This is a genomic window from Vibrio sp. SCSIO 43155 (assembly GCF_023716605.1).
GTDB classification, from domain to species: Bacteria; Pseudomonadota; Gammaproteobacteria; order Enterobacterales; family Vibrionaceae; genus Vibrio; species Vibrio harveyi.
Genome location: NZ_CP071852.1, coordinates 1 through 24,541 on the forward strand (window position 1 = coordinate 1; position 24,541 = coordinate 24,541).

General features: G+C 46.6%; 19 protein-coding genes. 11 read left to right on the forward strand and 8 right to left on the reverse strand.

Going from position 1 to position 24,541, the window contains the following annotated elements; genetic code table 11:
• Positions 1-216: 216 nt before the first annotated feature.
• The 5 genes from dnaA (at position 217) to J4N44_RS00025 (ending at position 7,402) form a co-directional block, all read left to right on the forward strand.
• Positions 217-1,623 carry a chromosomal replication initiator protein DnaA gene (dnaA, locus tag J4N44_RS00005; RefSeq protein WP_005451061.1) on the forward strand — a complete coding sequence of 469 codons (1,407 nt, stop codon included), beginning with the start codon at positions 217-219 and terminating at the stop codon, positions 1,621-1,623.
• 63 nt (positions 1,624-1,686) lie between these two features.
• Positions 1,687-2,787 (forward strand): DNA polymerase III subunit beta, encoded by a 1,101-nt coding sequence (gene dnaN, locus J4N44_RS00010; protein WP_005451063.1) that lies wholly within the window; start codon positions 1,687-1,689, stop codon positions 2,785-2,787.
• Between the two features lie 9 nt (positions 2,788-2,796).
• Positions 2,797-3,870, forward strand: a complete 1,074-nt coding sequence (gene recF / locus J4N44_RS00015) for a DNA replication/repair protein RecF (protein ID WP_252044701.1) — start codon at positions 2,797-2,799, stop codon at positions 3,868-3,870.
• A gap of 19 nt (positions 3,871-3,889) precedes the next feature.
• Positions 3,890-6,307, forward strand: coding sequence for a DNA topoisomerase (ATP-hydrolyzing) subunit B (gene gyrB / locus J4N44_RS00020; RefSeq protein WP_017818155.1), 2,418 nt, complete (start codon positions 3,890-3,892; stop codon positions 6,305-6,307).
• Positions 6,308-6,964: 657 nt separating this feature from the next.
• Positions 6,965-7,402, forward strand: a complete 438-nt coding sequence (locus J4N44_RS00025) for an Hsp20 family protein (RefSeq protein ID WP_252044703.1) — start codon at positions 6,965-6,967, stop codon at positions 7,400-7,402.
• 107 nt (positions 7,403-7,509) lie between these two features.
• Here the strand turns inward: J4N44_RS00025 and J4N44_RS00030 are convergent, their stop codons facing one another.
• The 4 genes from J4N44_RS00030 to glyQ all read right to left on the reverse strand — a co-directional run bounded on the left by J4N44_RS00030 (position 7,510) and on the right by glyQ (position 14,314).
• Positions 7,510-8,784 (reverse strand): valine--pyruvate transaminase, encoded by a 1,275-nt coding sequence (locus J4N44_RS00030; RefSeq protein WP_252044704.1) that lies wholly within the window; start codon positions 8,782-8,784, stop codon positions 7,510-7,512.
• A gap of 229 nt (positions 8,785-9,013) precedes the next feature.
• Positions 9,014-11,098, reverse strand: a complete 2,085-nt coding sequence (locus J4N44_RS00035) for an alpha-amylase (RefSeq protein ID WP_252044705.1) — start codon at positions 11,096-11,098, stop codon at positions 9,014-9,016.
• A 218-nt stretch (positions 11,099-11,316) separates the two neighbouring features.
• The gene (gene glyS, locus J4N44_RS00040; RefSeq protein WP_252044707.1) at positions 11,317-13,383 is read right to left on the reverse strand and encodes a glycine--tRNA ligase subunit beta; all 2,067 of its coding nucleotides are present in this window, start codon (positions 13,381-13,383) and stop codon (positions 11,317-11,319) included.
• A 13-nt stretch (positions 13,384-13,396) separates the two neighbouring features.
• Positions 13,397-14,314 (reverse strand): glycine--tRNA ligase subunit alpha, encoded by a 918-nt coding sequence (gene glyQ, locus J4N44_RS00045; RefSeq protein WP_005451074.1) that lies wholly within the window; start codon positions 14,312-14,314, stop codon positions 13,397-13,399.
• 483 nt (positions 14,315-14,797) lie between these two features.
• Between glyQ and J4N44_RS00050 the strand changes: the two genes are divergently transcribed.
• Complete coding sequence (locus tag J4N44_RS00050; RefSeq protein ID WP_005451076.1) at positions 14,798-15,352, forward strand: TMEM165/GDT1 family protein; 555 nt, start codon at positions 14,798-14,800, stop codon at positions 15,350-15,352.
• Positions 15,353-15,512: 160 nt separating this feature from the next.
• Entirely contained in the window at positions 15,513-15,773 is a 261-nt protein-coding gene (locus J4N44_RS00055) for a hypothetical protein (RefSeq protein WP_005451077.1), read from the forward strand.
• Between the two features lie 44 nt (positions 15,774-15,817).
• Here J4N44_RS00055 and tusA read toward each other — a convergent pair whose 3' ends face one another.
• Positions 15,818-16,066, reverse strand: a complete 249-nt coding sequence (tusA, locus tag J4N44_RS00060; RefSeq protein WP_005426051.1) for a sulfurtransferase TusA — start codon at positions 16,064-16,066, stop codon at positions 15,818-15,820.
• Positions 16,067-16,198: 132 nt separating this feature from the next.
• Between tusA and J4N44_RS00065 the strand changes: the two genes are divergently transcribed.
• Positions 16,199-16,381 (forward strand): hypothetical protein, encoded by a 183-nt coding sequence (locus tag J4N44_RS00065; RefSeq protein WP_005426049.1) that lies wholly within the window; start codon positions 16,199-16,201, stop codon positions 16,379-16,381.
• A gap of 167 nt (positions 16,382-16,548) precedes the next feature.
• A complete protein-coding gene (locus J4N44_RS00070) occupies positions 16,549-17,490 on the forward strand; it encodes a LysR family transcriptional regulator (RefSeq protein WP_009699107.1) in 942 nt (313 codons plus the stop codon).
• Positions 17,491-17,563: 73 nt separating this feature from the next.
• Here the strand turns inward: J4N44_RS00070 and acuI are convergent, their stop codons facing one another.
• The 3 genes from acuI to fadB all read right to left on the reverse strand — a co-directional run bounded on the left by acuI (position 17,564) and on the right by fadB (position 22,142).
• Positions 17,564-18,544 carry an acrylyl-CoA reductase (NADPH) gene (gene acuI, locus J4N44_RS00075; protein WP_005451082.1) on the reverse strand — a complete coding sequence of 327 codons (981 nt, stop codon included), beginning with the start codon at positions 18,542-18,544 and terminating at the stop codon, positions 17,564-17,566.
• Between the two features lie 236 nt (positions 18,545-18,780).
• Positions 18,781-19,956: an acetyl-CoA C-acyltransferase FadA gene (fadA, locus tag J4N44_RS00080; protein ID WP_005426042.1), complete on the reverse strand. Its 1,176-nt coding sequence runs from the start codon at positions 19,954-19,956 to the stop codon at positions 18,781-18,783.
• Positions 19,957-19,970: 14 nt separating this feature from the next.
• Complete coding sequence (gene fadB, locus J4N44_RS00085; protein ID WP_050902810.1) at positions 19,971-22,142, reverse strand: fatty acid oxidation complex subunit alpha FadB; 2,172 nt, start codon at positions 22,140-22,142, stop codon at positions 19,971-19,973.
• 266 nt (positions 22,143-22,408) lie between these two features.
• On the opposite strand from fadB, the gene J4N44_RS00090 reads away from it, so the two are divergent.
• Together J4N44_RS00090 and J4N44_RS00095 are read left to right on the forward strand one after the other, a co-directional pair.
• Positions 22,409-23,032, forward strand: a complete 624-nt coding sequence (locus J4N44_RS00090; RefSeq protein WP_045485546.1) for a YigZ family protein — start codon at positions 22,409-22,411, stop codon at positions 23,030-23,032.
• A gap of 46 nt (positions 23,033-23,078) precedes the next feature.
• Entirely contained in the window at positions 23,079-24,536 is a 1,458-nt protein-coding gene (locus tag J4N44_RS00095; RefSeq protein ID WP_005451087.1) for a TrkH family potassium uptake protein, read from the forward strand.
• Positions 24,537-24,541: the final 5 nt, after the last annotated feature.

Sequence of the window (24,541 nt, forward strand, 5' to 3'; positions counted from 1 at the left end):
TCACCAATGACTCGATCTGACTGATTTTGCCTAAATGTGGATCAATGTGTGGGCAAATTTGGGGCAAGATGTGTTGATCTCACTAAGTTGGGCGAAAATATTGTGAATAACTTAGATCTTATTCACTGGATCATCGATCAATTGCTGGCGATCTTGGTTATCAACAGGTAAAATTGCCAGTCTTTTCCGATAATTCAAATACTCAGTGGGGGCACCGTGTCATCTTCGCTTTGGTTGCAATGTTTGCAGCAGCTTCAAGAAGAGCTACCAGCTACAGAATTCAGTATGTGGGTTCGTCCGTTACAAGCGGAGCTCAATGACAATACTCTCACTTTGTTCGCACCTAACCGCTTTGTGTTGGATTGGGTTCGTGACAAGTACCTGAATAGCATTAATCGCTTACTGCAAGAATACTGCGGTAATGATGTACCTAGTTTGCGCTTTGAAGTTGGCAGTCGCCGAGTTGCAGCACCAAAACCGGCACCGACACGAACGCCGGCGGATGTTGCGGCAGAGTCTTCAGCGCCCGCTCAGCTGCAAGCCCGTAAGCCTGTGCATAAAACGTGGGATGATGACGCGCAAGTGATCGCAGACATCAACCACCGCTCTAATGTGAACCCAAAACATAAGTTCAATAACTTCGTTGAAGGTAAGTCGAACCAATTGGGTCTTGCTGCTGCTCGTCAGGTTTCGGATAACCCAGGTGCTGCATATAACCCGCTGTTCCTATACGGTGGTACTGGCTTGGGTAAAACGCACTTGTTGCATGCAGTGGGTAATGCCATTGTGGATAACAACCCAAATGCGAAAGTGGTGTACATGCACTCTGAGCGTTTTGTGCAAGATATGGTGAAAGCACTGCAAAACAATGCGATTGAAGAGTTCAAACGCTACTACCGAAGTGTTGATGCGTTGCTTATCGATGATATCCAATTCTTTGCCAATAAAGAGCGTTCACAAGAAGAATTCTTCCATACCTTCAACGCATTGCTAGAAGGTAACCAACAGATCATTTTGACTTCAGATCGCTACCCAAAAGAGATCAGCGGTGTAGAAGATCGTCTGAAATCACGTTTCGGTTGGGGATTAACCGTCGCGATCGAGCCACCAGAGCTTGAAACTCGTGTAGCGATCTTGATGAAGAAAGCGGAAGACCACCAAATCCACCTAGCAGATGAAGTGGCATTCTTTATTGCTAAGCGTCTGCGTTCCAACGTTCGTGAGTTGGAAGGGGCACTTAACCGCGTTATTGCTAACGCGAACTTCACCGGTCGCCCAATCACGATTGATTTCGTTCGTGAAGCGCTGCGCGACCTACTTGCTCTGCAAGAGAAGCTCGTTACTATCGACAATATTCAAAAGACAGTGGCGGAATACTACAAGATTAAAGTGGCTGATCTGCTGTCTAAGCGTCGCTCTCGCTCAGTTGCTCGTCCTCGTCAGTTGGCGATGGCGCTGGCAAAAGAGCTGACTAACCATAGCTTGCCGGAAATTGGTGATGCGTTTGGTGGTCGTGACCACACCACTGTACTGCATGCTTGTCGCAAGATTGAGCAGCTACGTGAAGAGAGCCACGATATTAAAGAAGATTACTCTAACTTGATTCGCACCCTGTCTTCTTAATCGGTTAGAATGACAGTATTCCAAGCAAATCATTAATTGAGCTGACAGCGTAAAGAGCCAAGCATGAAATTTACTATTGAACGTAGTCATTTAATCAAACCGCTACAACAGGTTTCGGGCGCATTAGGTGGTCGACCAACCCTACCAATTCTGGGTAACCTACTGCTTAAAGTAGAAGATAACGTGTTATCCATGACCGCGACCGATTTGGAAGTGGAATTGGTGAGCAAAGTGACTCTAGAAGGGGATTTTGAAGCGGGCAGCATTACCGTTCCTTCTCGTAAGTTTCTTGATATCTGTCGTGGTCTACCTGATGACTCCATCATTACCTTCGTATTAGAAGGCGATCGCGTACAGGTACGTTCTGGTCGTAGCCGTTTCTCACTGGCAACACTTCCAGCGAACGATTTCCCAAACATTGAAGATTGGCAGAGTGAAGTAGAAGTTTCACTGACTCAGTCTGATCTACGTACGCTGATTGAAAAAACACAATTCTCGATGGCGAACCAAGACGTTCGTTACTACCTAAACGGCATGTTGTTTGAAATCGACGGTACGACGCTACGCAGCGTGGCAACCGATGGTCACCGTATGGCAGTATCTCAAACTCAGCTCGGTGCAGATTTTGCGCAAAAGCAAATTATCGTGCCTCGCAAGGGGGTACAAGAGCTTGTTAAACTGATGGATGCGCCAGAACAGCCTGTCGTACTACAAATTGGCAGCTCAAATGTACGTGCAGAAGTGAACAACTTTATCTTCACTTCTAAGCTGGTTGATGGTCGTTTCCCTGATTATCGCCGCGTATTGCCGCAAAGCACCAACAAAACGCTAGAAGCAAGTTGTGATGAGTTACGTCAAGCCTTCTCACGTGCTGCGATTCTTTCTAACGAAAAATTCCGTGGCGTTCGTGTGAATCTTGCGGGTAGTGAAATGCGCATTACTGCTAACAACCCAGAGCAAGAAGAAGCAGAAGAAATGCTAGACGTGACCTTTGAAGGTGACGCTATTGAGATCGGCTTCAACGTTAGCTACGTGCTTGATGTGCTTAATACACTGCGTTGCGATAACGTACGTGTGTCGATGTCAGATGCGAACGCAAGTGCGTTGATTGAAAACGCAGACGACGACAGTGCCATGTACGTGGTGATGCCAATTCGTCTGTAAGTCATCTGAATGCCACTTTCTCGCCTCATCATTCAGCAGTTTCGAAACATTAAAGCCTGTGATATTGACCTATCAGCAGGCTTTAACTTTCTTATTGGACCGAACGGCAGCGGTAAAACCAGTGTTTTAGAAGCCATTTACTTGCTCGGACATGGTCGCTCTTTCAAGAGTTCGTTGGCCGGTCGAGTTATCCAAAATGAGTGCGATGAGCTGTTTGTTCATGGTCGTTTTTTGAACTCGGATCAATTTGAGCTACCTATCGGCATTAATAAGCAGCGTGATGGCTCAACAGAGGTTAAAATAGGCGGTCAATCTGGACAAAAACTGGCGCAACTTGCACAAGTTTTGCCTTTACAGTTGATACATCCAGAAGGATTTGATCTACTAACGGATGGTCCAAAACATCGTCGTGCATTCATCGACTGGGGTGTGTTTCACACCGAGCCTGCTTTTTATGATGCATGGGGGCGTTTCAAGCGTCTTAACAAGCAACGCAATGCTCTGCTTAAAACGGCCAGAAGTTATCGTGAACTCAGTTATTGGGATCAAGAAATGGCACATTTGGCTGAAAACATCAGTCAATGGCGAGCGCTATACATCGAACAGATGAAAACCGTAGCGGAAACTATCTGTCAGACGTTTTTGCCAGAATTTGAGATCCAATTAAAGTATTATCGTGGTTGGGACAAAGACACCCCTTATCATGAGATACTAGAAAAGAATTTCGAGCGTGATCAGTCATTGGGTTACACCTTTAGTGGTCCAAATAAAGCTGATTTGCGCATTAAAGTGAACGGAACGCCAGTTGAAGACGTTTTGTCACGCGGTCAATTAAAACTCATGGTGTGTGCTTTGCGTGTGGCGCAGGGGCAACACCTTACCGAAATGACCGGCAAACAATGTATTTACCTAATTGACGACTTTGCGTCGGAATTAGACAGCCAACGTCGCAAGCGTCTAGCTGACTGCTTGAAAGAGACGGGCGCACAAGTATTTGTAAGCTCTATCACTGAAAGCCAAATCGCCGATATGTTGGACGATACGGGCAAATTGTTTCATGTGGAACATGGCAGGATAGAGTAAAACTAGAAGAGAGAAACTCATGTCTGAAAATTACGATTCATCGAGTATTAAGGTACTGAAGGGTCTGGATGCGGTACGTAAGCGTCCAGGTATGTACATCGGCGACACGGACGACGGCACTGGTCTTCACCACATGGTCTTCGAGGTGGTGGATAACTCAATTGATGAAGCGTTGGCAGGTCACTGTAAAGACATCGTTGTGACAATTCATGAGGACAACTCGGTTTCAGTTACGGATGATGGTCGTGGCATTCCAACAGAAATGCACCCAGAAGAAAAAGTATCTGCTGCAGAAGTTATCATGACGGTACTTCACGCTGGTGGTAAGTTCGATGATAACTCATACAAAGTATCAGGCGGTCTACACGGCGTAGGTGTTTCAGTAGTAAACGCACTGTCTGAGAAAGTGGTTCTGACTATCCACCGCGGCGGTCATATCCATACGCAAACTTACCATCATGGTGAGCCTCAAGCGCCACTAGCAGTAATTGGTGATACTGACCAAACTGGTACACAAATCCGTTTCTGGCCAAGTGCAGAAACATTCTCGAACACAGAATTTCACTACGACATCCTAGCGAAGCGTCTACGTGAACTTTCTTTCCTGAACTCTGGTGTTTCAATCAAACTGGTTGATGAGCGTGAAGCAGACAAGAGCGACCACTTCATGTTTGAAGGTGGTATCCAAGCGTTTGTTGAGCACCTAAACACCAACAAAACACCAATCATCGAGAAAATCTTCCACTTCGACTTTGAGCGCGAAGATGGTATCTCGGTAGAAGTGGCGATGCAGTGGAATGACGGTTTCCAAGAGAACATCTACTGTTTCACTAACAACATCCCACAACGCGACGGTGGTACTCACCTTGCCGGTTTCCGTGCAGCGCTAACTCGTACACTGAACTCTTTCATGGACAAAGAAGGCTTCTCTAAGAAAGCGAAAACAGCAACTTCTGGTGATGATGCGCGTGAAGGTCTAACTGCGGTTGTTTCGGTTAAAGTGCCTGATCCTAAGTTCTCAAGCCAAACTAAAGACAAACTGGTTTCTTCTGAAGTGAAGTCAGCGGTTGAATCAGCAATGGGTGAGAAACTGTCTGAGTTCCTAATTGAGAACCCGGCAGAAGCGAAGATGGTTTGTTCGAAAATCATCGATGCAGCTCGTGCTCGTGAAGCGGCGCGTAAAGCTCGTGAAATGACTCGTCGTAAAGGCGCACTAGACCTAGCTGGTCTGCCAGGCAAACTTGCAGACTGTCAGGAAAAAGATCCAGCACTCTCTGAACTATACATAGTGGAGGGTGATTCGGCAGGCGGCTCCGCAAAACAAGGCCGTAACCGTAAGAACCAAGCAATCCTACCGTTAAAAGGTAAGATTCTTAACGTAGAAAAAGCGCGTTTCGACAAGATGCTTTCTTCTCAAGAAGTAGCAACGCTGATCACGGCACTAGGCTGTGGTATCGGTCGTGACGAGTACAACCCGGACAAACTGCGTTACCACAACATCATCATCATGACCGATGCTGACGTCGATGGTTCGCACATCCGTACGCTACTGTTGACCTTCTTCTACCGTCAAATGCCAGAGCTTATCGAGCGTGGCTATGTGTACATTGCTCAGCCACCACTTTACAAAGTGAAGAAAGGCAAACAAGAGCAGTACATCAAAGACGAAGATGCGATGAACCAATACCAAGTTGCTTTGGCACTTGATAACGCATCGCTACACGTAAACGCAGAAGCACCAGCATTGGCAGGCGAAGCGCTAGAGAAGCTAGTTCAGCAATACAACGCTGGTATCAAGCTAGCGGATCGCATGAGCCGCCGCTACCCAAGCGCGCTAGTTCATGAGCTAATCTACACGCCGCGTCTAACGGCAGAGCAATGTCATGATGCTGCAACAGTAGAAGCGTGGACAAAGCAGCTTGTTGAGCAGCTAAACGCGAAAGAAGTAGGCGCAAGCCAATACAGCTTCGAAGTTGAGCAACACGAAGAGCTAGGTCTAAACCTACCTAAGATCATCGTACGTACTCACGGTGTGACTCATGACTACGCACTAAGCATCGACCTACTGAACTCGAAAGAGTACGGCAAACTAGCGGATCTATCTGAAGCGCTAGACGGTCTGCTAGAAGAAGGCGCTTACATCAAACGTGGTGAGCGTACTCAGCCGGTATCAAGCTTTGCAGCGGCACTTGAGTGGCTAATCAAAGAGTCGCGTCGTGGTCTAAGCCTACAGCGCTACAAAGGTCTAGGTGAGATGAACCCAGATCAGCTTTGGGAAACCACAATGGACCCAGAGACACGTCGCATGATGCAAGTAACCATTGAAGATGCGGTAGGCGCAGACCAATTGTTCACAACGCTAATGGGTGACCAAGTTGAGCCGCGTCGTAACTTCATCGAAGAGAACGCGCTTAAAGTAGCAAACCTAGACGTTTAGACTATTTTTCCTTTGCTGGATATGCTGATTTCGTTGTCGAAGGTGCTCACATACACTTGTATGCTGCGCGCCTTCTCCTAGAACTAAGCATATCCCCCTGCGGAAAAACGAATCTAAATTTCTTTTGATAGAATTTTAAAAGCACTGCCTTCGGGTGGTGCTTTTTTATTGAGTGGAAAGAAACCAGATAAAAGAAACGAGACACAAGAATTGGCTGCACTCTATGGAGGCGGGGAAGCTTGGCTTTGAAACTCTACATTTATGGAAAGAGTGAATGTAAGTGGCGCTTTTCATTATTAGTATGTTAGGACGTCATCCTCGAGAGGGAGAAACGACCGAGTCGGGGATCTAAAATATTTTCACCGTAGCCCTTGAAAGCCCATTTTTCGACCTTATATCTAGTTATGAAGAGGGATGGCTAACTTGCTCAACAAGAGAAGAACAGCGCCTCTGGAATCGCTAAACGAGATCGCTCAGGAGAGGATACTCTGTTTTAGCACACAACTTGACCCTAGATTCGACATCATGTCCCCGCACCTAAAGAGTAGGTCAGAGGAATGAATCATCGGATCCCTTAGCTCGGCGTTTTCTTGCATAAATGCGCCACGTGGATGACCCTCATCTGGGCTAAGACTATTGCTTAAAAGAGGATAGATTATGCGTAATGTAGATTTCTCACCACTATACCGTAATGCAATTGGCTTCGACCGTCTGTTCAACCTGATGGAAGCAAGCTCTGCGAAGAACACTTCTGGCGGTTACCCTCCATACAACATCGAGCAAAAAGACGAGCACAACTACCGTATTATTATGGCAGTTGCAGGTTTTGCTGAAGATCAGCTCGATTTGACTCAAAACGAAAACATGTTGATTGTGAAGGGCGAGCGTAAAGCAGAAGAAGGTAAAAACTACGTTTACCAAGGTATTGCGGAGCGCGATTTTGAACGTAAATTCCAACTTGCGGATTACGTAAAAGTCGTTGGAGCATCAATGGAAAACGGTCTACTTCATATCGATTTAGTTCGTGAAATTCCAGAAGCGATGCAACCACGTAAGATTGCTATCGGTGGCAACAACCTGATTGAAAACAGCTAATCAGCTAAAGACATTTCAGTTAACTACACGGTTATAGAATGAGAAAGAGCGCCTTCCATTATGGAAAAGGGCGCTCTTTTTAGTTTGGGGCTTTCAAATCCGCTATTTCAAAGAGAAGAACGGCTGAGTTTTTTACCTTCGCGGTAAGCCTTTTCCACTTCTTCTGCGATAATCGCAATGCCTTTTTGCATCATCTCATCGTCTTGAACGTAGTTCATACGCAAGCATTGGTGCGCGTGATCCCACTCGTCTTTCTGACCAATAAAGAAGTATTCACCCGGAACAATCAAGACCCCACGCGCTTTCAAGCGTTGGTAAAGTTCCATTGTCGTAATTGGCAGTTCATCAAACCATAGCCATAAGAAGATAGCACCTTCCGGTTTGTGAATGCGGAATCGCTCATCGGTAATCGCTTCTTGGAGCAGTTCAACCGCACGTTGCGACTTCTGTTTGTAGAACGGCTTAATCACCTCTGAGCTCAGTTTAAGCAGATCGCCTTTACCTATGATGTGGTTTGCCAACGCAGGACCAACACTGCCTGGAGCTAGGCTGATGATGCCGTTCATATTGGTTAATGCTTGAGTGATTTCTTCACTCGCAATCACAATCCCACAACGCACGCCCGGCAAGCCAAGTTTAGATAGGCTCATGCACAGGATGGTGTTTTCATTCCAGAACGGCTCGACATCTTCAAAGATGATGTTCGGGAAAGGTAGACCGTAGGCGTTATCGATAATCAGTGGGATGTTGTTCTCACGTGCCAGCTTGTCCAGCTTACGTACTTCTTCGTCTGTCAGTACGTTACCCGTTGGATTGGTTGGGCGAGACGCGCAGATTGCCGCAACAGAGTCATCGACGGTTAGCTGCTCAAAATCGACGTGGTATTTAAACAGACCGTTATCTAACAGCTCGATCTCTGGGTGGTATGAGACAAAGATATCTTCATCAATGCCTGCATCACCATAACCGATGTACTCAGGCGCGATAGGTAGCAGCACCTTCTTGTGCGAACCGTCTGGCTGTTTACCTGCTAACAAGTTGAACAAGTAGAAAAAGCCACTTTGGCTGCCGTTAGTTAGGCTGATGTTTTTCTCGGAAATATCCCAGCCGTAAGTTTCACGGAATAACTGAGCCAGCGCTTTAACGAACGCGTCTTTGCCCTGCGGACCATCGTAGTTGGCGAGGGCGGCGACGAGCTCCCCACTGGCGAGCATTTCCTCACTGGCTTGGCGAAAGTAATCGAGCATGGCAGGAATGGCGGCTGGGTTACCTCCACCGAGCATGATGGCACCTGGTGTGCGCAGACCATCATTCAAATCGTCCATTAACTGCGTGATACCTGAATACTGATTAAATTTTTCACCAAACTTTGAGAACTGCATTTGTCGTTATACCTAATTCATTGTGATTGCTTTGTGTATGTTTGTGCCGATGTTTTATCGGCTTATCGAGTAATCCTTGACCTTACCTCAATGCGTAATTAACGCAAAGTGTGAATTAAGCCGAAAAAGAAAAAAGTGTGTCATCAGACCAGAGGTACGAGATAAAAAGGCAAAAAGAGCAATAAAAAAGGGAAGCTTATGCTTCCCTTGCTGGTGGAGAGAGTGTGATTTACTCACCGGTGTAAACAATCAGCACCTTGTCGTCTTGGTATTGGCGTTCGAACGCGTAATAACCTTCTTGATTGCGAGTGATGTGCTTACCTTGAGCAACCGCTGGGTGGCGTTTACGGAATTCACCCAACTTTTGCCAATGTTGCAGTAGATCTTCACGCTCGCCATGAATCTTATCCCATGGCATATCTGAGCGTGTGCCTTGGTGAGCATCTGAACCAGTAATGCCAAAATCACGAGCTATCTCATCACCGTAATAGATCTGTACTGCACCTGGAGCCAGCATCAGTGCATTTGCGGCACGAGCTTGGTCATCAAAGCTGCGGCTGCGTGCTGACCAAAACAGCTGTGTATCGTGTGAAGATAGGTAGCTCAATACGTTGAACTCAGGATCGGTATTGATGCGCTCTGCATAGCGGCGGTAATCATTATCAAGTTGAGCGAAACACTTCAGCGCTTTTGGCGCTACGTCAGATTGGAACTCGAAGTTGATGATGGAATCGAAGCCGTTATCGAAATACGGGCTCTTCACCACGCTGTGTGCCCACACTTCACCCGTCATCCAGAAAGGTAGATCATCCAAAGCTTTGTCCGGGTTGTTTTTCTTCCATTGAGCAAGCGCTTGGGTGGTGCTGGCTTTCAACTCTGCCCACGCTTCCATTTCAACGTGTTTAGCGGTGTCGACACGGAAGCCGTCGATGCCGTAGTCGCGCACCCAATCGGATAACCAGGTAATCAGGTGTTCACGTGGGGTTTGCAGCTCATCTTGCGCATTGGTGTCTTTATTGCGGAAGAAGTTTGGTAATCCGGTTTTCTGAGTCGATTCGGTTTTGAGATCCGGTAGGTAGTTCAAAGACATGGTGATGTCGTTGTAGCCCGGAGCATCGTAGTCGCCAATATCGGTGCGGATCCAATCTTTGCCCCACCATTTATCCCACGCTTCGCTATCACCGTATTTGATGTAGTCGTTGAAGCTGTGCCAGCTTTGTCCTGATTTTGGCTGCCAGTCGGTCCATTTTTCACCAAGGACTTCTTTAGCTTCTTGGTCATCTAGGTAAAGCTGACCAAAGCCGAATTCCTGCATGTCTGCTAATGTTGCGTAGCCTGTGTGGTTCATGACTACATCCCAAATCACGCGGATGCCTTTCTTGTGGGCGGTATCAACGAAGGTTCTGAGTTCATCTTCGGTACCCATGTTGGCATCAAGCTTGGTCCAATCTTGGTGGTAGTAGCCGTGGTAGCCGTAGTGCTTAAAGTCGCCTTTATCGCCGCCGCCAACCCAGCCGTGGATTTGTTCCAGTGGCGAGGTTATCCAGATAGCATTCACACCAAGTGATTCGATGTAATCGAGTTTTTTCGTTAGACCCGCTAAGTCACCACCGTGGAAGGTGCCAATCTCGTATTTTCCATCTTTGCTGCGACCGTAGCTGTTGTCGTTGTCTGGGTTGCCATTGTAGAAGCGGTCAGTCATGACGAAGTACACCGTCGCGTTATCCCAGTTGAACGGTTTATCGGCTTGCTGTTCAGCCTCTTCTAGTAACAACAGACCTTGACTCATAGGACCCGGTTGCATGGTGACGCTGCCATTGGCGACAGTGGCTTCTTGTCCGGTTAAGGCATCACGAACGACAGTGCCATCATTAAAGGTTTGAGCAACATTGATGGTTTTTGGCGTGTCAGTTGCGACAGGGCAAGAGTAGGTGATGTCCTGAGTCTGTTTTGGTTTGATTTTGACCGTGAGCTCATTGGTGGTTGGGTTGAGCGTAAATTGATAGGTATTGGCTTTGAAGATGCGCAGCGGCATTTGTGCGTCAGTGGCGCAGTTATCCATTTTTAATGGACGATTGAATTTGATGCGATCTTCTTCTGCTAGGGCAAAGCTACTGCCACAGCTTTGCTTGCTGTCAGCAATGGTAAAGCTATAACTGCCTTTTTCGAGTTTTTGCTCGGCGACAAGTAAGCCCTGTGAGTTTTCTTCAAAAACTGCGGTGTCATCACCAACGCTTAATACGATGGCATTTTCTGGAATCTGGCTGCAGGCGCTCAGTAGACCGATAGAGAGTGCGAGAATTGTTTTTTTCATTGTGTCCTTCCCCCCGAATAAACAGTCCAGTTATAGCAAAACTGTGCCTCTACAATCCGAGCTCTACACCAACAAGTTAAACGCGTCTCACCCTACAAATTTTAGTCTTGTTCACAAAATGAATAATAAGCGTCACCTTCATCGGTTTGAAGGCAACAAAAAAGGGAAGCATCTGCTTCCCTTTTACTTATTTCTTAATCACTTCTAAGAGTAATGAATTACTTTTGAAGCAAAGAAATGTCTGCGATCTGTAGGAACAGGTTACGCAGGTTGTTCAGTAGTGTCAGACGGTTTTTCTTAAGTGCTTCGTCTTCTGCCATTACCATTACGTTATCAAAGAACGCATCAACTGGTTCACGTAGGTCAGCTAGCTTACTTAGGGCTTCTTGGTAGTTACCTGTAGCAAATGCTGGCTCTAGCGCTTCTGTCATTACTTCAACGCTTTCTGCTAGTGCTTTCTCTGCGTCTTCTTGTAGAAGTGCTAGGTCGATGTCTGCTGCTAGCTCGCCGTCGAATTTCGCTAGGATGTTACCTACACGTTTGTTCGCTGCTGCTAGAGACTCTGCTGCTTCTAGTTCACGGAAGTGTGAAACCGCTTTAACTCGTTGGTCGAAGTCTGCTGGTTTCGTCGGGCGACGAGCTAGAACCGCTTGAATGATGTCTACGCTGAAGCCTTCGTCTTGGTACCAAGCACGGAAACGACCAAGCATGAACTCGATAACGTCTTGCTCAACGTTGTCGTTGGTTAGGCGATCGCCAAACAGTGACTTCGCTTTCGCTACTAGGTCAACAAGATCTAGGTTGTAGCCGTATTCAACGATGATACGTAGTACACCTAGAGATGCGCGGCGTAGTGCGAATGGGTCGCTGCCTTTAGGCGCTTGACCAATACCGAAGATACCTACGATAGTGTCTAGCTTGTCTGCCATTGCAACTGCAGTTGAAACGCCGTTTGATGGCAGTTCATCACCTGCGAAACGAGGCATGTATTGCTCGTTCAGTGCTACTGCAACTTCTTCTGCTTCACCGTCGTGGCGAGCGTAGTGCATACCCATAACACCTTGAGTATCCGTGAATTCGAATACCATTGAGGTCATTAGGTCACATTTTGCTAGCAGACCAGCACGCTTTGATTTCTCAACGTCAGCACCGATTTGTTCAGCAATGTAGCCAGCAAGTTCTGTGATGCGGTCTGTTTTGTCTTTGATCGTACCCAGTTGCTTTTGGAAGATCGCTTGTTCTAGTTCTGGCAGACGGTCGATAAGCGGACGCTTACGGTCTGTATTGAAGAAGAACTCTGCGTCAGCAAGACGAGGACGAACCACTTTCTCGTTACCTTCGATTACGTAACGAGGCTCTTTTGATTCGATGTTCGATACGAAGATGAAGTTAGGTAGTAGCTTCTTGTTTTCGTCATAAACAGGGAAGTATTTTTGGTCACCTTTCATGGTGTAAACCAACGCTTCAGAAGGCACTTTTAGGAACTCTTCTTCGAACTTCGCTGTTAGTACTACTGGCCATTCAACCAGAGACGTTACTTCTTCTACTAGGTCATCTTCTAGGTCAGCGATACCGCCAACCGCTGCTGCTGCTTTTTGTGCGTCAGCTAGGATGATTGCTTTACGCGCTTCGTAATCTGCCATTACTTTACCGCGCTCTTCTAAGATCGCAGGGTATTGTTCAGCAGAATCGATAGTGAACTCTTGCTCACCCATGAAGCGGTGACCACGGATAGTGCGGTCTGAAGCGACACCAAGGATCTCGCCTTCGATTAGGTCGCAGCCCATTAGCATGGTTAGCGTCTTAACTGGACGGATAAATTGAGTCGTTTTGTTACCCCAGCGCATTGGTTTTGCGATAGGTAGGTTTGCTAGTGCTTTCGCTGCAAGTTCAACTACGATCTCAGACGTTGGCTGACCTTTCACTTCTTGTTTGAACAGTAGCCATTCACCTTTGTCTGTTACCATGCGCTCTGCTTGGTCAACCGTGATGCCACAACCGCGTGCCCAGCCTTGAGCCGCTTTTGTTGGGTTGCCTTCCGCGTCAAACGCTGCAGAAACCGCAGGACCACGCTTTTCAACAACTTTGTCAGACTGGCTGTCTGCTAGTGCTGCTACTTTAAGTGCAAGACGACGAGGTGCCGCGAACCATTTCACGCCTTCATGAGCAAGCTCAGCGCCTTTTAGTTCTGCTTCGAAGTTTGCTGCGAATGCTTCAGCTAGAGTGCGAAGTTGCGTTGGTGGTAGCTCTTCTGTACCTAGCTCGATTAGAAATTCTTTTGCCATGTTACTCTACCCCTTACGCTTGTTCTTTCTTACACATTGGGAAGCCAAGAGCTTCACGCGATGCGTAGTATGCTTCTGCAACTGCTTTCGTCAGGTTGCGGATGCGTAGGATGTAACGTTGGCGTTCAGTTACTGAGATCGCTTTACGTGCGTCTAGTAGGTTGAATGCGTGACCAGCTTTTAGGATACGCTCATAAGCAGGTAGTGGCAGTGGTTTTTCAAGCTCAAGCAGCTCTTTACACTCTTTTTCGCACTGTTCGAAGAAACCAAATAGGAAGTCAACGTCTGCGTGCTCGAAGTTGTAAGTCGATTGCTCTACTTCGTTTTGGTGGAAGATGTCACCGTAAGTCACTTTGCTGCCGTCTGGTGCGATGTTCCAAACTAGGTCGTAAACAGAGTCGACTTCTTGGATGTACATTGCTAGACGTTCGATACCGTAAGTGATCTCACCAGTTACTGGCTTACACTCAAGACCGCCAACTTGTTGGAAGTAAGTAAACTGAGTCACTTCCATGCCGTTTAGCCAAACTTCCCAGCCTAGACCCCATGCGCCTAGTGTTGGGTTTTCCCAGTTGTCTTCTACGAAACGGATGTCGTGAACAAGTGGGTCAATACCAAGTACTTCTAGAGAACCTAGGTACAACTCTTGGATATTGTCTGGTGATGGTTTTAGCGCTACTTGGAATTGGTAGTAGTGCTGTAGACGGTTAGGGTTTTCACCGTAACGACCATCGGTAGGACGACGTGAAGGTTGTACGTAAGCTGTAGACATTGGCTCTGGGCCAAGTGCTCGTAGACATGTCATTGGATGAGAGGTGCCCGCACCCACTTCCATATCTAGCGGTTGAACAATGGTACAACCATTTTGAGCCCAATAATCCTGCAGCGCGAGGATCATTCCCTGGAAGGTTTTGATATCGTATTTTTGCATAAGTCAGGTTCGCGCGATTCTCTTATTACTTGTGAATTCGTCTCTTTTGCTGGGTTTTATAGCCTCAACAATAGCGATTCAAAGTAATTACGGTTGAATAAAATAACAATCAAGTATACCCAGATATTGAGCATGGGAGTAGAGCTAATCTTGATTAATTCGTGGGCAATTTTCTCCTTTAATGGATTTTTACCGCTTTATCTGCTGAATTTTTCCTAAAAGGGAGTTTTCACTGGCTTTCACTCTTGAGGTGATGAGCAAAGGTGGCTAGAATTGCGCCTGTCTTTGGGGAGTAGCTTACTCGATGAAATGCCTATTTCATCTGGTTCGTTCGTCAACATAATTGGTGCAAAATCACCATGGCGTTCGAGACTCATCAACCCGATGAGTTTAGCAAGACCTTAGACAAATCATCATGAACCGGGGTGGGGCGTGAGATTTGTCTTAGGTTAAAAATAATTATCCCGCCCCAATGAGCATGTCGTGAGCGTTTTAGCTATTTCAATTACTACTGTAGCGTTAGCAGAAATTGGCGATAAGACCCAATTGCTATCTCTATTACTTGCCAGTCGTTACCGCAAGCCAATCCCTATTATTGCCGCAATCTTTTTGGCAACCATTGCCAACCACGCTTTGGCTGCATGGTTAGGTGTGGTTGTGGCAGATTACCTTTCGCCTGAGGTTTTAAAATGGGTGCTGGTGGTTAGTTTTGTCGCCATGGCGGCTTGGGTGCTGATCCCAGATAAACTGGATGATGACGAACAGATCTCCAACCGTGGTCCATTCATTGCGAGTTTTATTGCTTTCTTCGTTGCGGAGATTGGCGACAAGACTCAGATTGCAACTTCTATCTTGGGTGCGCAATACGCAGATGCATTGAGTTGGGTGATTCTTGGTACCACGATCGGCATGTTGCTTGCCAATGTTCCCGTGGTTTTAATCGGCAAGCTATCGGCGGATAAGATGCCTTTAGGATTGATTCGTAAGGTGACCGCTTTCCTATTTATTGCCCTTGCTATTGGTGCAGCATTTTTCTGATCAGCTTAAAGATAAATCGTGTTAATTATCAATAACTAGTGAAATTATGCATGAGTTCAAACTCTGGTTCAAAATCATTCAGGACCGTGACGGATGACATATTAGTGTCATACTTGTCATGGTACTTTAATGGTGTGAATGATAGCGAGAGGGCAAGGTTATGCTTACACGTTACATGGGGATGACCCCAAAGAGTCAGAGTTATTTATTCACCTTTGGTTTAGCGCTGTGCTTATTGGCAATGGTGTTGACCGATATGTGGTTGCCGATTGTTGCAGGGACCTTCATCCTTACTGGTCTAACAGTAGAGGCTTGGATTCGGGTCGCGCATATTATTCCGATGCATGAAGAGATGCGTGCAATGAGAAAGCAACTGAACAAGCTACAATCTGAAGTTCGCACACTAGAATACGATGAATAAACAAACGGCAGCCAATTGGGCTGCCGTTTTTGATCTTGCTGAGATTATTCCAAACCTTTCTTGATCAGGTACTGGTATGGAAGCTGTTCCGTTTGTGCCGCAATCAGCTGGTGATCCATAAATCGACAGAAACTCGGGATATCTCGAGTTGTGGATGGGTCGTCTGCTTTAACTAGCAATACCTCACCATCTTGCATGTTTCGAATTGTCTTCCTGACCATCATCACTGGCTCTGGGCAGCGTAATCCTTCCGCCTCTAATGTCTTGGTCGCCAGTTCAGGATTAAAGCTCATAGTGTGATTCTCGTAACTAACTGAGCGTTGAATTTTACTTTCGTTGAAAAAATATTCAATAACCACTTGGCAAACCGAATTTTTTGATTTACCTTAAATTAACAATTTGGTAACAACTGGCAAGGAGAGACGATGTTAACAGCGTTAGACAGACTAACCATCTATTCGGTTTTATGTTTTATCTCGTTCTGTGCATTGGTACTTAGGACGCCAGGTGAAACCTCATTGATGCCTCTTGTAGGCATGAGTGCAACGATTATTGGGATTTGGATTGAGATGCACAAATGGTCAGGTGCATCAGAGCAAGAAAATTAGCGCTTCTTGCTGTAATCGGAACCTATTGATATACCGCTCACCAAGTTTAACGACACTTCATTCCGACACTATCCCCATTTTTCTTGGGCTTCCCCGCTGAAAGGCGGGATTTTTTTTGCCTGAAGAGTACAATTTACCTAAATCCCCTACATGTTAAGTGGCAAATCGTGGAATTAGAAGACATCTATCGTCGAGACCTGAATTTATTGGTCGCATTACGTGTGCTGATTGAAGAGAGCAGTGTCAGTAAAGCAGCAACTCGCCTCAATTTAAGCCAATCGGCAATGAGTCGTGTGCTAGGGCGTTTACGTGATCTGCTTGGTGACCCACTGTTTACTCGTCAAGGTCAGCACTTGATCCCAACTCAAAAAGCGTTAGAAATTGATCGTTCTTTGGGTGAGCCTTTGGAGTCACTACGCCAATTGCTTTCTCCACGTGAGTTTGATCCACGCAGTTGCGATCAGACGTTTAATATCGCGACAACTGATTACGCGATGCAAACCATTCTGCCCTTCGCGTTGCCGCGTATCTATCAAGAAGCACCGAATGTGTCGTTTAACTTCTTGCCGCTGCAACACGACCGCTTATCTGATCAATTAACATATGAAGGCGCGGACTTAGCGATTTGTCGTCCAACAGGTCCAGTGGAGCCATTACGCAGTGAAGTGTTAGGGCGAGTTGGTGTGTTGTGTATGCTATCTAAGCAGCATCCGCTAGCTGAGAAAGAGATGAGTCTGGATGATTATCTCAGTCATCCGCATGCCATGATTGCCATTAGTGATGGGGTTAAAGCGCTGATTGAACAAGCGCTGGTGGAGAAGCCGCAACGTCAGATGGTATTACGCGCTTATCACTTGGAAGCGGCGCTGGCGATCGTTGATACTCTGCCAATTATTATTACCGTGCCTGCCGATTTAGCGTACTTGGTTGCTGATCGCTATGACTTAGTAGTGAAGCCATTACCATTCCAATTCACGCCGTTTGAATATTCGATGATTTGGCACGCACGTTGCGAACACTCTCCCGCTCAAGAATGGTTGCGTGCAGTAGTTCGTGAAGAATGTAGTCGTCTTATTGCTAAACGAATTGAAGATATGGGGTTGGACTGATTTTTCCAAAAATCGAAATAGCAAAAAGCCGGGCAATGACCCGGCTTTGTTTATTCTATCGAAGAGTTAACGCTTATAACTTGATAACCACACGACCAGTTACTTGACCGTTTGTGATGTCTTCAGCGTATTTTGGTGCTTCTGCTAGCTCTACTTCAGTACAAGCTTGCTCGAAGTAGCTGTCTGGTAGTAGTTCTACCAATTTTTCCCATGCTGCAGTACGTTTTTCAAATGGGCATGAAACAGAATCCACACCTTGTAGACGAACGTTACGTAGAATGAATGGCATCACTGTCGTCGGTAGATCGAAGCCACCTGCAAGACCACAAGCTGCGACTGCACTGTTGTAATCCATTTGCGCCAATACTTTTGCTAGCACTTTGCTGCCTACGGTATCAACCGCACCTGCCCATACTTGCTTTTCAAGCGGACGTGCTGGTTCTTCAAACTCAACACGGTCGATGATGCGGCTAGCTCCTAGCTTTTCTAGTAGCGGACCATTTTGTTCAACACGACCTGTCACGGCTGCCACTTTGTAGCCAAGCTGTGCTAGAAGCGTCACAGCTACTGAGCCTACACCGCCACTTGCGCCGGTTACTAGGATTTCACCATTTTCAGGTTTGATGCCTGCATCAAGCAGTGCTTGAACACACAGCATGCCAGTGAAACCAGCAGTACCAACCATCATGGCTTTCTTGCTGTCCAGACCTTTTGGTAGTGGTACTAGCCAATCCGCTTTTAGACGAGCACGTTGAGACATACCGCCCCAATGGTTTTCACCTACACCCCAACCAGTAAGAACAACTTTGTCGCCTGCTTGGTAGCGGTCGTCTTCTGAGCTTACTACCGTACCTGCTAGGTCAATACCCGGCACCATCGGGAAGTTACGGATGATTTTACCTTTACCTGTAATTGCAAGACCGTCTTTGTAGTTCAACGATGAGTAATCAACGTCGATCAGAACGTCGCCTTCAGGCAGTTGTGTTTCATCGATTTGCTCGATGCTAGCGATAGTACGTTTGTCTTCTTGATTTAGAACTAGAGCATTAAACATAAGGTTCTCCGATTGTGCGGTAGCGTGACTCTGGGTCACATGCAGCAAGATATCAACTGCTGCTAAGTGTATGTCTTCTTTGTCTATGAATAAAATGAAACTTGAGCATTTAATGTATGCTTGTTGTGCATGTAAGCAATGTTTGGCGTAAAACAAAGGGCGACATGAGATGCCGCCCTTAAGTGTAAACCTAAAACTTTTCAGTATTGGAGTATTTGCTGTGATTCTCAAATAACCTAAGGTCGTTCAAATACGGTCGCAATACCCTGGCCTAAACCGATACACATGGTTGCCAGACCATATTTCGCGTCTTTCGCTTCCATTAGGTTAATCAGAGTCGTCGAGATACGTGAGCCAGAACAACCAAGTGGGTGACCCAATGCAATCGCACCACCGTTAAGGTTGACCTTCTCATCCATCACATCAAGCAGACCCAAGTCTTTAGCACATGGTAGAGACTGCGCGGCAAATGCTTCGTTTAGCTCAACTACATCCATGTCTTCAATTGAAAGACCTGCACGCTTGAGTGCTTTTTGCGTCGCAGGTACAGGACCGTAACCCATGATAGAAGGATCACAGCCCGCAATGGCCATACCTTTAATGCGTGCTCGAATCTTCAAGCCAAGTTCATTAGCTTTCTCTTCACTCATGATCAACATCGCGGAAGCACCATCAGACAGCGCCGATGATGTGCCCGCTGTTACTGTACCGTTTGCTGGGTCGAAAACAGGACGAAGTTGAGACAGACCTTCAACGGATGTTTCAGGGCGAATCACTTCATCGTAATCCAGAGTGAACAGCGTGCCGTCAGCGGCATGCCCTTCAATTGGTAGGATTTCGTTTTTAAAACGACCCTCTACCGTTGCAGCATGTGCACGAGCATGAGAACGTGCAGCAAACTCGTCTTGTTGCTCACGGCTAATGCCATGCAGCTTACCAAGCATTTCTGCGGTTAAGCCCATCATGCCTGCTGCTTTTGCAACTGTCTTTGACATGCCGGGGTGGAAGTCCACGCCGTGGTTCATTGGTACGTGTCCCATGTGCTCAACACCACCAATTAGGCAGATTTCAGCGTCACCTGTCATGATGGCACGTGTACCGTCGTGAAGCGCTTGCATTGATGAACCACACAAGCGGTTCACCGTCACGGCGCCAATCTCAATTGGTAGACCAGCAAGTAGCGCTGCATTACGAGCAACGTTAAAGCCTTGCTCTAGTGTTTGTTGTACACAGCCCCAGTAGATATCTTCAATCTCACTTGGGTTAACCTGTGGGTTACGCGCAAGAATGCCCTTCATCAGGCGCGCAGATAGATCTTCTGCTCGAGTATGACGGAAAGCACCACCTTTAGAGCGACCCATTGGAGTACGTAGACAATCGACTACGACAACATTTCTTGTTTGATTAGTCATTTTAGAATCCCTCCTTAGATAGAACCTTGCTGTTGTGCACCGTAAAAGCTTTCACCTTTCGCCGCCATATCAATCAGCATCTGTGGTACTTGGTACATTGCACCGAGCTCTGAGTATTGTTTTGCCATTGCAACAAACTCAGCAATACCTACGCTATCTAGGTAGCGGAATACGCCACCGCGGAATGGAGGGAAGCCAAGACCGTAAACCAGTGCCATATCCGCTTCTTGTGGAGTGGCAATGATGCCTTCTTGTAGACACAGTACCACTTCGTTGATCATTGGAATCATCATACGTTGAATGATGGTTTGTTCGTCAAAGTCCTGTTTATCGGCACAAACGTCAGCGAGTACCGGCAAGATTTCTTCAGAGAAGGTTTTCTTAGGCTTACCTTTTCTATCAATGGTGTAGCTGTAGAAGCCATTGCCATTCTTCTGGCCGTATTTATCTGCTTCGAACAGCGCATCTATTGCGTCACGACCTTGTTTGCCCATACGCTCAGGGAATCCTTGTGCCATAACGGCTTGTGCGTGGTGAGCAGTATCAATACCAACAACATCGAGCAAGTATGCAGGTCCCATCGGCCAGCCAAACTTACGTTCCATGATTTTGTCGATTTTCGTAAAGTCAGCGCCATCGCGAAGTAGCATGCTGAAGCCACCAAAGTATGGGAACAATACGCGGTTTACAAAGAACCCAGGGCAGTCATTAACGACAATTGGTGATTTGCCCATTTTCGCTGCGTACGCAACAACGCGATTTATGGTTTCATCAGAGGTATGTTCACCACGGATGATCTCAACAAGAGGCATGCGGTGCACTGGGTTGAAAAAGTGCATGCCACAGAAGTTTTCTGGGCGTTTTAGCGATTTTGCCAACAGGTTGATAGGAATTGTCGAGGTGTTTGAGGTAATAACGGTATCGTCACCGACATGCGATTCGACTTCACTCAAAACTGCTGCTTTTACTTTCGGGTTTTCTACTACGGCTTCAACAATCACGTCTGATTCTTCAATGCCTGCGTAATGTAGGCTTGGTGTGATAGACGCTAAAATACCAGCCATCTTAAAGCCATCAATGCGACCACGAGATAAGCGTTTATTTAGCAGCTTAGATGCTTCAGTCATGCCTAAATCGAGTGAAGGTTGCGCGATGTCTTTCATTAACACCGGTACGCCTTTTAATGCCGATTGGTAGGCGATGCCGCCGCCCATAATGCCCGCACCAAGCACAGCCGCACGTTGCGTGTCTTTACTCGCTGACTTCGCTGATTTTTTAGCAAGCCCTTTGATGTATTGGTCGTTGAGGAACAAGCCAACCAGTGATTTTGCTTCTTCAGACTTAGCCAGTTTTACGAAGTGCTTACGTTCAATGTCGAGTGCTTCGTTACGAGCGAAACGAGCGCCTTCTTCAATAGTAATAACGGCTGTCATTGGAGCGGGGTAGTGAGGACCCGCTTTTTGTGCCACCAGACCCTTCGCCATGGTGAAGCTCATCATTGATTCAAGCTTACTTAGCGTTAGAGGTGATGTCTTTTGCTTGCGACGAGCTTGCCAGTCCAACTTCTCGTTGATTGCCGAGGTCAGTGTCTTGAGTGCTGACTCGTAAAGTGTGTCGGTATCAACAACCGCATCCAGAAGACCAATCTTTAACGCTTCATCCGCACGACACGCTTTTCCTTGAGTGATCACTTCCATCGCACTATCGGCACCGATAACTCGTGGCAGACGCACACAACCACCAAAGCCCGGCATGATGCCCAGTTTTGTTTCTGGTAGACCGATGCTGGTGGTCTTGTCACCAATTCTCATGTCGGTTGCAAGTACGCATTCACAGCCGCCACCTAACGTGTGGCCTTTTAGTACCGAGATAGTTGGGACAGGCAAGTCTTCCAGCTTATTGAAGATGCTGTTAGCAAATTGTAGCCACTGATCGAGTTCAGCGTCTGTCTTAGCGAAAAGACCTAAGAATTCGGTGATATCAGCGCCAACAATGAACGCGTCTTTATCTGAGGTGAGCATCAAGCCCTTCAGGCCTTGGTGCGCTTTTAGTGCATCAAGGGCTTTGTCGAGTGACTCTAGTGTCGCTAGGTCGAGTTTGTTAACGGATTTTGGAGAGCAGAAGCTTAGTTCTGCAATACCATCTTGTACTTCCTTTACCTGTAGGGTTTCGGCTTGGTAAATCATTGTCTATCCATGACATACAATCTTGGATTGTCTGTATACCAATTTGATGCGGGCTGAGCGCCTGTAGGGCAGCAAATAGATATAGAGGAAAGTCGTTTTATTTATTGTTCTGGTTAGACCAGTTAAGTTAGTTTGGACTTCGGATTGGTTAATTTCAATACATTTTTTAAACAAGTGTTTAACATTGTGCGCTAAGGCAGATCTTATGCGACTCACAATTACCTCTCGTGATAGACTTTAGACAAAGAGAAAAGTGACTTAATCCTATGAATGACCTGCCTTATCTGATTCCTGCTCAGCCTACTCAATTTGAAGAAGAGATCAAAAAGAGTGTCTTTATTACTTACTTAGCACATACGCCAAGCGTGGAAGCGGCGAAAGCATTCGTTGAGCAGATCAAAACCAAGCATGCTGATGCAAGACACAACTGCTGGGGATTTGTTGCTGGTCGACCAGAAGATTCGATGAAGTGGGGCTTTAGTGATGATGGAGAACCTTCAGGGACAGCAGGTAAACCAATCCTTGCTCAGCTGTCTGGCTCTGGAGTTGGAGAGATTACCGCTGTAGTGACTCGATATTCTGGCGGCATTAAGCTTGGTACAGGTGGTTTGGTCAAAGCCTATGGTGGCGGCGTGCAACAAGCGCTCAAGCTGCTTCAAACAATTGAGAAAAAAATAACCACAAAACTCCGACTAGAGTTAGACTATGGGTTTATGCCTATCGCACAGTCGCTTATGCCCCAGTTTGGTGCGGTTGAAGTGGATGCTGAATACAGCGATCAGGTGGTATTAGTGGTGGAAATTGAGCTACGTGAAGTGAGCGCGTTTACCCAAGCTATCATCAACAAAAGTGGTGCAAAGGCAATTGTCACCCCACTAGACGGACAATAATGAAAAATAGGAAGCCACAGGGACAGCTTCGCTAGTCAATCAATCCATGCAATTTCGTTCAATTATTCGAATCGTCGGGCTATTGCTCGCACTTTTTAGTGTCACAATGCTCGCGCCTGCGCTAGTTGCGCTTATCTATCGAGATGGTGCGGGTGTACCTTTTGTCACGACTTTCTTCGTACTTCTTGTATGCGGTGGGATCTGTTGGTTCCCAAACCGCAGGCACAAACACGAGCTTAAAGCGCGTGATGGCTTCCTTATTGTTGTTCTTTTCTGGACTGTACTTGGCAGTGCTGGCTCGATCCCTTTTCTGATCTCAGATAACCCCAATGTATCTGTGACTGACGCTTTTTTTGAGTCCTTCTCTGCTTTAACGACAACAGGTGCGACGGTGATCGTCGGGCTCGACGAGTTGCCAAAAGCGATTCTCTTTTATCGCCAACTTCTACAGTGGTTTGGCGGTATGGGTATCATCGTATTGGCGGTAGCCATTCTTCCTGTTCTTGGTATCGGTGGTATGCAGTTGTATAGAGCTGAAATACCAGGACCCGTAAAAGATACTAAGATGACCCCACGTATTGCTGAGACAGCAAAAGCTCTGTGGTACATCTACTTGAGTTTGACTATCGCATGTGCCGTAGCATTTTGGCTAGCAGGCATGACGCCGTTTGATGCCATTAGTCATAGCTTCTCCACGATTGCCATCGGTGGTTTCTCTACGCACGATGCCAGCATGGGCTATTTCGATAGTTATGCCATTAACATGATTACCGTTGTCTTCTTGTTAATCTCGGCATGTAACTATTCTTTGCACTTTGCCGCGTTTGCGTCTGGTGGCGTGCATCCTAAATACTATTGGAAAGACCCAGAGTTTCGCGCGTTTATCTTTATTCAAGTGGTTCTGTTCTTGGTTTGCTTCTTATTATTATTGAATCATCACTCGTATGACTCTCCTTATGATGCCTTCGACCAAGCCTTGTTCCAAACTGTGTCAATCTCTACTACTGCAGGTTTTACTACAACCGGCTTTGCTGATTGGCCGTTGTTCTTGCCAGTGTTGTTATTGTTCTCTTCTTTCATCGGTGGTTGTGCTGGTTCGACTGGTGGTGGCATGAAAGTGATCCGTATTCTGCTACTGACCTTACAAGGTGCTCGTGAGCTGAAGCGTTTGGTGCACCCTCGTGCGGTGTACACCATCAAAGTGGGTGGCAGTGCGCTACCGCAGCGTGTTGTTGATGCGGTTTGGGGATTCTTCTCTGCGTACGCGCTCGTATTTGTGGTTTGTATGCTGGGGTTGATTGCGACTGGCATGGATGAGCTAAGTGCGTTCTCGGCGGTAGCTGCGACTCTGAACAACCTCGGTCCTGGCTTAGGGGAAGTAGCACTTCACTTTGGTGATGTTAATGACAAAGCAAAATGGGTATTGATTGTTTCTATGCTGTTTGGTCGTTTGGAAATCTTTACCTTACTTATTTTACTTACGCCGACGTTTTGGCGCAGTTAAGGGGA

Bases quoted from the DNA above. Each gene is read 5' to 3' on its own strand.
- dnaN (WP_005451063.1), top strand. From the start codon at position 1,687: ATGAAATTTACTATTGAACGTAGTCATTTAATCAAACCGCTACAACAG.
- recF (WP_252044701.1), top strand. From the start codon at position 2,797: ATGCCACTTTCTCGCCTCATCATTCAGCAGTTTCGAAACATTAAAGCC.
- gyrB (WP_017818155.1), top strand. From the start codon at position 3,890: ATGTCTGAAAATTACGATTCATCGAGTATTAAGGTACTGAAGGGTCTG.
- J4N44_RS00025 (WP_252044703.1), top strand. From the start codon at position 6,965: ATGCGTAATGTAGATTTCTCACCACTATACCGTAATGCAATTGGCTTC.
- J4N44_RS00030 (WP_252044704.1), bottom strand. From the start codon at position 8,784: ATGCAGTTCTCAAAGTTTGGTGAAAAATTTAATCAGTATTCAGGTATC.
- J4N44_RS00035 (WP_252044705.1), bottom strand. From the start codon at position 11,098: ATGAAAAAAACAATTCTCGCACTCTCTATCGGTCTACTGAGCGCCTGC.
- glyS (WP_252044707.1), bottom strand. From the start codon at position 13,383: ATGGCAAAAGAATTTCTAATCGAGCTAGGTACAGAAGAGCTACCACCA.
- glyQ (WP_005451074.1), bottom strand. From the start codon at position 14,314: ATGCAAAAATACGATATCAAAACCTTCCAGGGAATGATCCTCGCGCTG.
- J4N44_RS00055 (WP_005451077.1), top strand. From the start codon at position 15,513: ATGCTTACACGTTACATGGGGATGACCCCAAAGAGTCAGAGTTATTTA.
- tusA (WP_005426051.1), bottom strand. From the start codon at position 16,066: ATGAGCTTTAATCCTGAACTGGCGACCAAGACATTAGAGGCGGAAGGA.
- J4N44_RS00065 (WP_005426049.1), top strand. From the start codon at position 16,199: ATGTTAACAGCGTTAGACAGACTAACCATCTATTCGGTTTTATGTTTT.
- acuI (WP_005451082.1), bottom strand. From the start codon at position 18,544: ATGTTTAATGCTCTAGTTCTAAATCAAGAAGACAAACGTACTATCGCT.
- fadA (WP_005426042.1), bottom strand. From the start codon at position 19,956: ATGACTAATCAAACAAGAAATGTTGTCGTAGTCGATTGTCTACGTACT.
- fadB (WP_050902810.1), bottom strand. From the start codon at position 22,142: ATGATTTACCAAGCCGAAACCCTACAGGTAAAGGAAGTACAAGATGGT.
- J4N44_RS00090 (WP_045485546.1), top strand. From the start codon at position 22,409: ATGAATGACCTGCCTTATCTGATTCCTGCTCAGCCTACTCAATTTGAA.
- J4N44_RS00095 (WP_005451087.1), top strand. From the start codon at position 23,079: ATGCAATTTCGTTCAATTATTCGAATCGTCGGGCTATTGCTCGCACTT.